The following is a 12,103-nucleotide window of genomic DNA, read 5'->3' as shown; positions in this document are numbered from 1 at the left end:
CGGAGGGATCTGATTCATGGATGAGAATCTATCTGAGGTTGACGAGGAAGTTCGAGGTGTAATAGAAATTATAGCTCAGCACATCAGTCATCAAAACAATTCTACCTCTCTTACGGACTTCGTGGACGAAGTCGGGGAGGCTCGTAATATTGATGACCTATATGATTACCTCCTTGACAACCCGAAAGCTGCGGTCAATCTAGTCGGTGATCTAGAGGAGTACTTCGATCACCCTGCTCCTGACTTGGAGAAACTGAAAGAAGGACAAGGGGAATTCCCCGCTGATACTGAGCCTTGGTGGAATGTCGTTGAGGCCGACGCAGCGAAAATCCATCCCAAAGACGGTGGCAGTGAAAACCAAGAGAATGCGATCGATCTCTGTAAGAATTCAGTAGATCTCATCGTCACCTCTCCCCCTTATTGGCAAAAGAGGGACTATGGGACCGAAGACCAGCTGGGACAGGAGCCTGATCCGGATACCTATATCGAGAACCTGATCGATGCACTAGAGCACTGGAAAGTGTTTCTTCGGCCTACTGGGTCTGTGTTCCTTAACATCGGCGACACATACCATAATAAAAGCCTTCAGGGAATCCCTGGTCGGTTTGCAAGAGCTGCTCAAGAGGCGGGATGGACTATCCGGAACGAAATTCAGTGGGCTAAGGATAATGGAATCCCGTCTTCAGCCCAAGACCGGCTTGTTCCACGGCATGAGCCAATATTCCATCTAGTCCAAGACAAAGATAATTATTTCTACGACTTGCACGGCTACTCAGAGTTATACGGAAATGGATCGAACCCGGGAGACGTATGGCGCATCTCTCATGATCGGAATACTGGAGATCACCTTGCTCCGTTCCCACGAGACCTAGTGCGGAGGGCAATCACGCTTGCATGTCCCCCTTCAATCTGTTCCGAGTGTAATGAGCCTAGACGTCGGGATACGAAGCGAGGATTAACAGAGCTCAATACGGATCGTCCGCAGGCAGAGCGGGCATTGGAAATTTACCATAATCACGACGAGTTGACAGAGGACCATATCCGAGCCATTCAGGCCGTCGGGATTTCTGACGTGGGGAAAGCAGAGGAATTCCAAGTTGGTGCTGGAGCAAACGATGAAGATGTTCAGCGTCGTGCTAAGAAGGCAAAAGAAATTCTAGGTGGTTACTTCCGTGAATTCACTTTCCCTGAGTGGACTACTGTCGGGTGGACCAGCTGTGAGTGTGAGGATCCTGATTGGACTAGGGGAACTGTCTTTGACCCATTTGCTGGCTCTGGAACCACCATCCAAGTGGCGAACAGTCTCGGATATAATGGGTTTGGGACAGACTTAGATACTTCCAACTTCCAACAGGACCAAGCACTGTCCACATACAAATGACGAGATACGTCCTGAAACCTGAAGTCGTACGAGATTGTCTCCACCGGTTAATCGATGCCCCTATCCACCGGATGTTTCCTGGATATCTTTGTCTCCAGCAACAATCCGGACTCGATAATCGGAACACTGGACTCTCCTTTCCCTATAACGAATTTTTCGACGATTACCTCCGTGTCGGGGAGGATGATTCGGCCAAGCCCTATTTTGTCCCCTTCAATCAATCAACAAATCCGTCGCTGAGTTCTCTCTGGTATAATAAGAACGTCGCCGGTACATATGCTCCTTCCTCCCTTCGATCAACTGCCCCACTTATGCAAATAGCCGAAGTTGAGGAAGGAGGACATAATTCGAAATGGGGAATTGAAGATCGTCATTGGCAGCTTGCCCGACACCATCTTTGTGATGACAATCAAATTCCCGCAGAATCTTTGTCTGCGTATCTGTTCCGCGACTATGGATTTGAGGTGGACGATCCTTCTGCTTATACTCTTGTTGAGACATTCATTGAGGAATTTGGCTACGAGTTTGGTGGAGAAGCTTTCTCCCACTTGTACAGAACTAGTGATTCAGAAATAACGGAGGAGTCATTCGTCACCTATGACTGAGCACACCCAAACACAGCTGGGAATTAGAAACACCCACCGTACACCGACTAAAATACGACGACTAACCCCTGATCAGCTCGGTATCCCTTCAAGTGGGGATGAACAAGATGAAGAAACACGCTGGGAGTCTCTGCGGGAAAAAGCGTTTGAGGCCAAAGATGAGTCAGATGTTGGGGTAGCAGTCCGAACTGAGGATGGTTCCGTCTGGGCTGGAACTCGACTAACGAAAGGGATGTCTCATGATGTACATCCTCTCGAACTTGCAGTTTGGAAAGGGTTTGACAGCACTAAGCAACAAATTGTAGATGTCGCAGTCGCGAGTGACGAGTTGTCGCCCCCCTGTGGACGCTGTCTTCAGGTTCTCAGAGATTATTCATCTGAAGATGAAGTGATCATACACATTACTGACGGTGAGCAGGTCGAAGAGACCGCTCTCGCTGATTTACTTCCCTAATGTCTCCCGATCTGGACCAGAAGTCGGTGGTCATCACAGAAGCTAATTATCACCGTGTGTTCATATAGTTAGAAATGATTGAAATCCCCAACTCCCTTCGCTCTCTGTTCAGTGCTCCAATCGAAGAACAAGATGGGACATACATAGTAGAGGTTCCTTCCAGAGAAGTCGGTTCTGAAGCGTTGTCGGCTGACGAGACGTATCGCGTAGCGATTCTGGAATCTCCTGACTCGACGGAGTCGTCAGTACAACGGGAGTCACGGAGAACCCCCTCTCGGGAGACTGCGGGCCATTCTCCCTCTGGACCCCCCGTTGAGGAAGGCGAAGTACGTGATGTGACCATTGAGACAGTCGGCGATCAGGGCGACGGTATTGCGAAAGTCGAACGTGGGTACGTCGTGATCGTTCCTGGCGCTCAACCCGGCGACGAGCCAACAGTCGAAATCGAACAAGTTCAGGAGAACGTCGCGTTTGCGAGGATCATCGATAGCGACCCGCGAGCGCTCTAACCCGCTGTACTTCTGTGGCTCGGTCTTCTCCTCGGTAAATCATCGGTGTGAGAAAGCTCCATTCGAGCTGGTTTGATGGAGGTGGTTCTGAAAGGCAATTCACGCTTTCTCCGCCCGTTCGCGATGGCACAACCTTCCAAGGCCGAACTTCAATCTATGACAAAGGAACCGATCGAGGTGCTTGACGACCTAGCCGACCAAGTCGCCGATGAGTTTTAGGCGTACAGACAGCCGGACTAGTTCAAAGATGTCTCCCTCGTCATTGAAAATAGCGACGCGGAGCATCCGACGTTGGTCGTTCACGTCGATGGAGAGAATGCGGATTCCCTTACTGATCGTATTGATAAGTTCTTCCACGAGCACGGTGCCCGTACTGAACGGGAACGACATTCAGCAACGGACATCCGCGTATTAGCGACGGTCGAGTTGGTCGTGTTCATGGCGTTGCGGACGGTGTGGATCAGGTCGTAGCCGCGACCGTGCACGCCGAAGAAGGAGAGATATCGGTGTGCGGCGCATGCCGCAGTTACTGGCCGAGTACGGATCTGACGGCCTCGTGGTGCGCGGAGCCGTCGACGATGAGCAAGCGTTCAAGGCGTCAATCACTGCCCTCCTGCCGAACGAACTGTAGACCAGCGATTATTCGTCGTCAGTCGGCTTTCAGATACTCGACTTCCATGTACTCTGTGACATCGAACGTGTCCAGCTCCGCTTTCACCGACTCTCTGGTTTCTCCGTCGATCAATGCGTCACCCAGCGGAAGTCCTTGGTCAAGCAGTGACGTGTAGGTGTCGAGCCAGTAGAAGACGTATATCGCGGCGCGGAGAATCGCCCACAACCACGCCTCCAGTTCGCTTGGTTCACGGTCGGGCTTCCCGCCGTGAGCCCACTGGTTCCGGAGTTCGTAACCGCTGCTGATGTAGTCGGCGACGGTGATCGGGTCGAACATGTCTACGGCGTTCCCGATGAGAAAACCGGCGTATCGTGGTACGTCTCTGCTCGGGGTTTCGCCAGCGGTGTGCTGAATGAACAGTGATTCTAGGCCGAGAATCGTGAACGTGACCGTGTTATCCGGGATGCTCCACGTGTTGATCGCCCTGCCGTAGTGGCTGATAGCGAGGTTTCCTGGACCACTGAAATTGTAGAAGGCTGCGTACGGCGTCTCGTACGGTTCCGAGGACAACTCGAAGTACGGTTCCAGCAGGTCCAAGGTGGCCTGTATCTGCGGACCGTTCTTCTCGGTGATTTCAACTCCGAACCCGGTGGGCTGGCCGGATGACATCTTCCGCCCCCACTTGTGCATGCTGTACGTTACAGGACTGATGTAGGTACGAAGGTCGCGCACCAACCCGCCGAGCGATAGGCTGATCGCTAACGTGTATAGGTTGATCGCCTGCATCGGCACCTTTGCCAGTAAGTCATTCTCTGTGAACTCAATGCGGAGGTAGGAGTCGTTGTACACACGGTGCCGGCCGCCGAACGTATCGGACACAAGTGGGAGGGAGTCCTCGCCCAGGACCACGCCGTCCTCGTAGTCGCGGACCTCGACCCCGTCCCGAATGCGCACCCGGTCGGTTTCGATGTCCAATCCTTCCAAGGGGGCGATCAGCTCAGCCTTCCCCTGGCCGTGGACGTCTGCGATGATGTTCTTGGTTATCCGGTCTTCTTGCTCCTGGTACGAATCGAGGTGCTGTCCGGCTCGGCCGAACGAGTCTTTGAACAGGTTAGTCAGGTAATGCTGGTCGATGGAATAGTCGTACTCCTCGCTAAGATGGTCCGCAAAGTCGATGGCTTCATCAACGTCGTCTAACCACTCAACGTCTCGAACAACCGGGCCGAGGCTGGGGCGTTCGATCCGGACGTGCTTGGCTTCGCCGCCCGTTCCCTGTAGTTCGGAAACCTGCGTCCGCGGCAGGTCGACGTCGACGAGGATGTCCGCAGTCGCGTCGAGCAGGTCGTGCACCAGTTCCTCAAGCTGGTCGTCAGAATCCGCCACATCGGCGAAGTCAGAGATATCCATTCAGTCCCTCATCGCCGTTCCCGATCACACTGAACATGGCCTTCAAAGCTGTCTGGGCCTCTTCCTTCATCAAATCGAATGGCGCGGTATCTTGGTTGATTGCGCGAGCCTCCAGTGAATCATCGTCCACGCCCAGACGGAAATGGGCAGTCGGGTTCCGGACCTTCCGCACCCGATGTAGGACCTGTTTCTGTTCCGGTGTTATGAGGTGGCGCGATGCGGCTTCGTCGATCGCTGCGGCAGCACCCTTCTCCTTGATCTCGTCATCTCCCGCCCCATATAGGATGCCGATCAGTTCCTGTTCGACCACTGAGAGAGCGCTGATCATACTGGTTTGGAACAGGCCGAAGAGGTAGGCCTGCTGTGCTTCTTCGTAGAGATTGGAGGATGAGAAGCCGCCGTGAAAGGCCCGGTACCCATCCGTGTTTGGGTGGTGTTTATCGATCCACTCCATCCGCTCAATCTGATGTTCTCGGTCCTTCTCGTGGAACTCGTCAATCCACTCCGTGAACTTGTCGTCTTCCCCGGTCATCCGTTGAATGACCGAACCTCGGACCTCCTGCTAGTTAAGTGATAGCGAAGAATACAATCATCTTCCTCTAAAACAGCGGTGCTGGTTGAGCAAACGGTTATTTATCAACCGCAGTGAAAACAGGGCATGGATAAACTCGAGTGGGCCGTCGACACCGTCGACGGAACAACCTTCGAGAAGATCGCCGGCGAGGTACTGCGGAACGAAGGTTACGACGTTCACGAAAGCGGTGTGATCGGAACCGACGGCGGCTGGGATGCTCGCATCGAGATCAACGGCCGAAAGGGAATCGGCCATGCCAGCGTCGACAACAACTGGAGAGGGAAGCTCCGCGACGACGCCGAAAGCGTGGAGGAACTCGAGGAGGCGCAGAGCGAGTCCTTCGACCTCCTGGTGTTCGTGACGAACCAGCGCGTCACCGGACAGCAGGAACTGGATATGGAGGCAGAGATCGAAGAAGCGTATGGATGGGATCTGAAAATCCTGCACCGGCGGCATATCATCGGGATTACCGGTCATGAACGACCGGACCTCGCGGAGCGGCACTTCGGATTCAACCCGAAGCGGAACGACGACCATCTGGACCAGATCATCGATCTACGGGACGAACGCCTTGACCTGATTTCCAACCGGGAAGGCGTGGCCAGCGACTTGGAGGAAGGCCCGACAGCGGTCGTCCACCTGATTCCGAACGGCGTTTTCAGCGGGAACTACGTCCAACAATCCGACGGTCTCCCCGGACTTCCCCGGATGGGCAAGCTGAACGTCCATCCCGGCACCGAGACCGTGGGGAAGGGGAAGCTGAACGCGGGCGGACGGATGGGACAGCCGTACAAGTCCTACACGTACCTGCAGAAAGACGGGTTGTACGAGGCGGTGGATACGTGGGTGTTCCGTGAGGACGAGCAGGACGGTCTCCTGTTGAATAACGCCCGGGACACCGACAAGTCGCTGGACTGCAAGGCGGGCATCGCGGTGCAGGACGGGATCCGCGCATTGAAGGAGATGGGTGTGACCGGAACCGTGTTCTGCTTTATCAGCCTGCTGGACGCCAAGGGCGCGACCATCGCATACGAAACCCGGATATCGGGACCGGCGGTGCAGCAGCCATTGCGGACGGACCGGTACACGACCGACCTGGCTGAAATCCCGCTGGCCGAGGCCGACGTCACCGACTCGCTACGCAACCCGCTCACGGAGATCTGGCAGGAACTCGGCTGGAACGTCAACCTCCATTACGACGAAGACGGGAACTGGATGGGACCGACAGTCCGGTTCGAGGATATTGGTCAGTTCCCTTCTGGGGGCTGAACGGCCGACTTAGAAATCACTGTGAACCGTAGGAGTTCGATGGGTGCCACTCCGATTGCCGAAACTTATGACTGCACTCGCTCAGTCTTCCTGTCGGTGATACCGAGTTCGAGGTCTTCGTACATCCGGTTGAGCATTGCCAGTGCCGACTGGAATTGGGCGTAGTTCTCGCACATATACTCGATCGTCTCGTCTCTCGGGATCACCGGGTACCCCTCGATGTGTTCAATGTCGAGTGAGGGGCGTGGCTCGAGGACGATTTGCAGCGGTCCGTCCAGTTCGCCTCCCGGCTGTCGCTCAAATGCAGTGGGGAGGCCGAACGACTCGAAAAACGCCTCCCAGGCGTCGACGTCCTGCTCACGAACAGCGAGGAACAGTGGATAGTCGTCGGGCTTGCGACCGACCTGGTAGCCGCCCTGAGTCCACACGTAGACGGCGTCGATCCGCGTGAACGCGAACGGCCAGTCACTGAACTGTGGGATGACGTACGTTTCCTCGATGGAGGGTGGACTGACGCCGGCGCTGGCAGCGACGAGATCGAGCGCTGCGTCGCATACGCGCTCGTCGACTACAGTGAGGCCGTCGTCATAGGAAACGTAGCCTGCCTCTTCCAGCCGATTGACGGCCTGTCTCACTGTCTCGTAGGGCGTGTGGAGGTGTTGGGCGACACGGCGGATGGAGTCACCACTCTCGATGGTGAGGATGACCTGCGCCGCGGTGTCGTCGAGAACCTCATACATCTGGTGATTACCAATAATCCGGTAACAGTTAAAAGCCTTACTAGAGTACGGGGTAGAACTGCTCTGTCTGAGTTCTATCACTCAGGACTTTCAATTGAATAACCGAAGAATGTAGATCTCATAGCCAATCTGCATAATGTGGATAATGTAGATAATGCAAATTGGACTTCTTCAATTGGTTCGTGTGGGTGGCAAAGATTGCGATAAATACGTATGAAATGCTTATAATCTAAATTATGTAGATTGCGTAGGGTCGACGGTGATTATGCCAATTAAGATTGTGCCAACAATCTACGTAATGTACAAAATGTAGATTGTGTAGATGGCGTGCGCAATCTGTCTGACACAGAATTAAGATGGACGAGCTTCACTAACCGCGTATGACCAGTGCGAAACTTACATTATCGACAAAACTCGCGCAACCTTCAACATCTACCCAATGTACATTACCTACAAAATGTACAAAATCCTCTTCTTATGGGGGTGCTGAGCTATGAGTGCTGACGAGTTTGAAGGGCTCCCCGGAGCAGCTGTCTCGTTGCTCAAGGGAGGGGTAGGGAAATCCACGATCGCGCTCAACATCGCTGATCGACTCGCTGCTCGTGGCCATGAGACGGTACTATTGGATCTGGATAAGGACGGGCACATGACGACCCAGTTGGGATACGACGATGCGTACGACCGAGATGCGAACCTCGGTGACGCCCTTATCGATGGTGAGGACCCCGAAGACCTGCTTATCGAGACGGACTTCGGCGTTCACCTACTCCCGTCGAGTAACGAACTCGAGAACGTCGAGACGAGGCTGAAGGACGAACGGTTCGCAGACGTGAAGCTTCGACGGAACGTTGTCGATCCGCTCATACAAAACGGATACGACTACGTGATAATTGATGCCGCAGGCGGCCGTGGGAAACTCTCCGATAACGCCCTCATCGCCGTCCAGCGCGTCATAATCCCGCTAATCCCGCGTGCTGGCTCGATCAACGGCCTCAATAAGATGATTGAACGCCAGATCTCCCCAATCCGGCAGAATATCGGGTTGGATATCCTCGCAGTCACTCCGAATATGATTCGCGAAACAATGGGACAACGCAACGAGCATCGGACTCTCGTTGAAAATCTCAACCGGGAGTTCGGTTCATTCGTCCCCGAGTACGCTCGTGTGGACCCGGAGATCTTCGATGCCCTCGATGATTCGGGACGCACCATCGATAGTATTCCGAAGCCAGGGATTCGCGAACGGACCGCAATTTCCCGCGCGTTCAAGCAAGGAATGCCGGTCTCGGAGTTCGACGAAGATTGTGACCAGATCCCGAATTTCGACCACTTAGCGGACCTCGTGGAGGAACACAGCCATGCCTAATGAGGACGACCGTTTCGGGGACGTCGCTGAACAGCTCAAACAAACGGAGGAAGGAGCCGAATCGGATGACGACGAACGTACTGACACCCAGGATGAACCGCAACCGGATGAAGAGATAATTCCTGAGGACACAGAGTCGGAGACTGAGTCCATTCCTGAGCAGGATGAGGAGGATGTGGACGAATCCACCGGTGGACCGGCCTTCTCCTTTGATGAGACCGATATGCACGGCTTCTATGTCCGGGAAGACACGTGGAATGGCGTCACCCGGATGCGATCATCGGTAACTGCTGCGTGCTCTATGTTTGATGTTCCCGAATTTGAGGGAAGAGAATTTCAAGATGCGTGTCTCCGGGTAATTGCAGACCACGGTGATGAGGTCGCCCTCCAGATCCTCCGGGAGCGTGGTATCGAAGCCGATGAGGAACGTGTTCAGGAAGTTGTGGAGATGCTGAGCGAGCAAGCTACGAACGACTAACATTAGATTTGGGCGATTTCCCTCATCATTCAGATTTCGTGCGCATTGTACATTATGCAGATTGTGTAGCAAGCCATCTGCTTGCAGTCTCGCGATTATTCTCGGAACCGGGTCCGAACGGCGGTCGCGGTTTTGGTATAGCGGTATATGATTTATACCGTTGGCCAACTCCGAATTTCGGGCGATAGAACTCCTCTATCATCGGAAAAATGGTTATGAGACTTCTGTCACTGGTGGTCCTGATTATGTGGGTAATCACGACCACTTTGAAGTACCACGCCGCCGTCGGTGAAGCACGAATGCTGCAACCGCCTCACGACGGCGCTTCCCCCGGGGTAGAACTGCCAAGAACGGGGTTTGAGATTTCTCTGACTCTCCTCAGCCGAGGTCGAGGCGATGGCGAAGAAACGCATTCGATATAGAACTAATGACCTCAACCTATATTAAGATAAAGCGCGAACGGTGTTGTATGTCCGAAGACGAATCGAACTCCGAGGGCCTGATGGAACGCCAGACCACGGGTGAAGACCGCGTGAGGATGACCGCCCGGCAGCTTTCGGAGCCTCAGACGGCGAACTGGATCGCCTCGGAAGCGGGCTGGTCACACGAGCCGACCAAACGCGTCCTCGATCGGCTCGTCGACGATGGCATCCTCCACCGTGACGAAAGCGGGACTCACACCACGTATTACCCTGATTACCGCCGCCAAGCAATGCAGGAGGCGATGCGGCTTCGAGACAGCGGGCACACTGTCGAGGAACTCACGGACCGTCTCGCCGATATGAAGACGCAGATTCGCGACTGGGAGAATGAATTCGAGGTCGAGTCACCGAACCAGCTTCGCGGGACGCTCGCTGACGAGTCTCTTGACGCTGAGGAGGAAGATCGTCGCCGTGAGATTGCCCGCGAGTGGGAGCACCTTCAGCGGCGTATCCAGATCGTTGGCTTCGCCATCCGCGAATGGGACTTCCTCGCTCCGACGACAGAGCCCGCTGAGGCCAGCAGCTAACGAATGTCGGTCCCGCATCCAGGTGGTGATCCGAACGCGAACCTCTACACCCAATTGAAGCGGGACGTCCTCGACCGTGTTCCCCAGATCACGGCCGTCGAGTACGTTCCTGACGATATCGAGGCCAAGCAGCTGCGGGCGATTTTCGATCCGGCCCGTCTGGATCCCCCGACAGGCCCTGATTCGCCGGAGCTGACCGTCAAGTGGTATCGGCAGGACCCTCACGATTGGTTCCGTATCAACTACACCGACCCGAACACGGGCTTTCACGCCGGCTGGCACCAGGACGAGGACCATCCCGATCTCGGACGGGCGCATTTCCAGTACTCAGTCGCCGATACGGAGGATCGCTGGGAGATTACATTCGAACACGAGACCCCTTCCCTGGTTCTCTGGGAAATCGTCGAAGAGCTCCTCGAGGACGTCCGTCCGACCTACCAGTACGCGAACGAGGAACCATGACACCCCGAGAACGCGCCGATCAGTCACTCAAGAATTTCTTCGAGCGCTACCTCCAGGATAAGGGGAAAGGCCGCGGTGGCGACGGCGGGAACTACCGACGTAACGCTGCACGCGAGCTCGAGCGGTTCGCCGAGTGGGCCGCCGGCGACCGCGGCGCCGACGACTGGACCGGGATCGTATCCGACGACGTCGACCAGGAGCCCACCTTCGAAGACCTCGATGAACGCGTCTTCCGGGAGTACGCCCGGCATCTCGCCGGCGATCGCGGGCTCAAACAGAATACCGTACAAACCTATTATCGCTATATCTCCGCGTGGTGCGGGTGGTGCGTCAACGAGGGATATCTCGAAGCCCATTACGCGCAGCGGGCGAGTGCGATGGCGCCGCTGCCGGAGGACGACGGTCGCAAGCCCGGTGATCAGCAGGCCTGGACGTCCGAGCAGCGCCACGCCCTGACCCGGTACGTCGACGAGCGAGCCCGTGACGCCATCGAGACGTTCACCACACTCCCGGGGGATACTGACCCTCTTGACAGACAGCGAGCGCGCTACGCGGCGCTGAAGGCGGCTCGTGACCGGGCGCTGGTGTTCGTTCTCGCGTACACCGCTGTCCGCGTCGGGGAACTGCTCCGGGATCCGAACGACCCACGCCGGCGCGGCGTCCGGTGGGAGGAAATTTCGCTCGACGACGGTAGTATGGATGTCTACCGGAAGAAGCAGCAATGGGACGCCGCCAGTCTCCCCGACCCAGTAATCTCTCCACTGCGGAGCTATCGAAGGCTGATGGACCCACCGACGGAACGCTGGCCGGTGTTCCCGACGTTCGACCAACGGACGCTCGCAGGACTCATCCAGGATGAGCTAGCCGAACGAGGGGAACTCCCGGAAGCAATTACTGAGCGCCGTGAAGAATACGCTCGCGATCTACTGCTGGCGCTCGATGAGGACATTCGGCCGCCGTCGATTACGACGGACGGCGCACGGACGATTCTCCAACGGCTCTCGGAGGCCGCAGAGGTCGATATCGACCACCCGAAACACGATTATCTCGCGCCCCACGGTGGTCGACGTGGAATGGGCGAGGTACTTGTCCGCGCGTTTGGGTACACGGTGGCGGCCCGGTATCTCGATAACTCCGAAGAGATGGTTCGAGAACGGTATTCACATATCGAGGCAGGGGAGTTAGGTGATGTTGCTACAGAAGCTCTGGAAGAGGTCGATTCGACTGAGCGCTAAC

Annotated in this window: 13 protein-coding genes; 10 read left to right on the top strand and 3 right to left on the bottom strand. The window is 55.5% G+C overall.

The window, feature by feature from the left end; all coding sequences use genetic code 11:
- Positions 1 to 16 precede the first annotated feature (16 nt).
- The 4 genes from FGL94_RS16290 (at position 17) to FGL94_RS16275 (ending at position 2,949) form a co-directional block, all read left to right on the top strand.
- Positions 17 to 1,381 carry a DNA-methyltransferase gene (locus FGL94_RS16290; protein WP_144800135.1) on the top strand — a complete coding sequence of 455 codons (1,365 nt, stop codon included), beginning with the start codon at positions 17 to 19 and terminating at the stop codon, positions 1,379 to 1,381.
- Complete coding sequence (locus FGL94_RS16285) at positions 1,378 to 1,986, top strand: hypothetical protein (protein ID WP_144800134.1); 609 nt, start codon at positions 1,378 to 1,380, stop codon at positions 1,984 to 1,986. The genes FGL94_RS16290 and FGL94_RS16285 overlap by 4 nt, the downstream gene beginning before the upstream one ends.
- Positions 1,979 to 2,440 carry a hypothetical protein gene (locus FGL94_RS16280; protein ID WP_144800133.1) on the top strand — a complete coding sequence of 154 codons (462 nt, stop codon included), beginning with the start codon at positions 1,979 to 1,981 and terminating at the stop codon, positions 2,438 to 2,440. Before FGL94_RS16285 ends, FGL94_RS16280 begins: the two co-directional genes overlap by 8 nt.
- Positions 2,441 to 2,514: 74 nt before the next feature.
- Positions 2,515 to 2,949 (top strand): TRAM domain-containing protein, encoded by a 435-nt coding sequence (locus FGL94_RS16275; protein WP_144800132.1) that lies wholly within the window; start codon positions 2,515 to 2,517, stop codon positions 2,947 to 2,949.
- 649 nt (positions 2,950 to 3,598) lie between these two features.
- Here FGL94_RS16275 and FGL94_RS16265 read toward each other — a convergent pair.
- Both FGL94_RS16265 and FGL94_RS16260 read right to left on the bottom strand, forming a co-directional pair.
- Positions 3,599 to 4,969, bottom strand: a complete 1,371-nt coding sequence (locus tag FGL94_RS16265; protein WP_144800131.1) for a hypothetical protein — start codon at positions 4,967 to 4,969, stop codon at positions 3,599 to 3,601.
- A complete protein-coding gene (locus tag FGL94_RS16260; protein WP_144800130.1) occupies positions 4,956 to 5,501 on the bottom strand; it encodes a hypothetical protein in 546 nt (181 codons plus the stop codon). The genes FGL94_RS16265 and FGL94_RS16260 overlap by 14 nt, the downstream gene beginning before the upstream one ends.
- 126 nt (positions 5,502 to 5,627) lie before the next feature.
- On the opposite strand from FGL94_RS16260, the gene FGL94_RS16255 reads away from it, so the two are divergent.
- Positions 5,628 to 6,812 (top strand): restriction endonuclease, encoded by a 1,185-nt coding sequence (locus FGL94_RS16255; protein ID WP_144800129.1) that lies wholly within the window; start codon positions 5,628 to 5,630, stop codon positions 6,810 to 6,812.
- Positions 6,813 to 6,877: 65 nt separating this feature from the next.
- On the opposite strand, the gene FGL94_RS16250 is transcribed toward FGL94_RS16255, so the two are convergent.
- Positions 6,878 to 7,552, bottom strand: a complete 675-nt coding sequence (locus FGL94_RS16250; RefSeq protein WP_144800128.1) for a helix-turn-helix domain-containing protein — start codon at positions 7,550 to 7,552, stop codon at positions 6,878 to 6,880.
- 493 nt (positions 7,553 to 8,045) lie between these two features.
- On the opposite strand from FGL94_RS16250, the gene FGL94_RS16245 reads away from it, so the two are divergent.
- From FGL94_RS16245 to FGL94_RS16220, 5 genes are all read left to right on the top strand, one after another.
- Positions 8,046 to 8,918 (top strand): ParA family protein, encoded by an 873-nt coding sequence (locus FGL94_RS16245; protein ID WP_004594451.1) that lies wholly within the window; start codon positions 8,046 to 8,048, stop codon positions 8,916 to 8,918.
- Positions 8,911 to 9,396 (top strand): hypothetical protein, encoded by a 486-nt coding sequence (locus FGL94_RS16240; RefSeq protein WP_004594450.1) that lies wholly within the window; start codon positions 8,911 to 8,913, stop codon positions 9,394 to 9,396. Before FGL94_RS16245 ends, FGL94_RS16240 begins: the two co-directional genes overlap by 8 nt.
- 427 nt (positions 9,397 to 9,823) lie before the next feature.
- Complete coding sequence (locus FGL94_RS16230; RefSeq protein ID WP_058365912.1) at positions 9,824 to 10,405, top strand: DUF7342 family protein; 582 nt, start codon at positions 9,824 to 9,826, stop codon at positions 10,403 to 10,405.
- A gap of 3 nt (positions 10,406 to 10,408) precedes the next feature.
- Entirely contained in the window at positions 10,409 to 10,867 is a 459-nt protein-coding gene (locus tag FGL94_RS16225; RefSeq protein ID WP_058365911.1) for a hypothetical protein, read from the top strand.
- Complete coding sequence (locus FGL94_RS16220; RefSeq protein ID WP_144800126.1) at positions 10,864 to 12,102, top strand: phage integrase SAM-like domain-containing protein; 1,239 nt, start codon at positions 10,864 to 10,866, stop codon at positions 12,100 to 12,102. The genes FGL94_RS16225 and FGL94_RS16220 overlap by 4 nt, the downstream gene beginning before the upstream one ends.
- The last annotated feature ends 1 nt before the right edge of the window (position 12,103 follow it).

This window comes from Halorubrum salsamenti, assembly GCF_007671685.1.
Classification (GTDB): Archaea; Halobacteriota; Halobacteria; order Halobacteriales; family Haloferacaceae; genus Halorubrum; species Halorubrum salsamenti.
The sequence above is the reverse complement of the archived record's forward strand: the minus strand, read 5'-3'. Positions and strand labels throughout refer to the sequence as shown.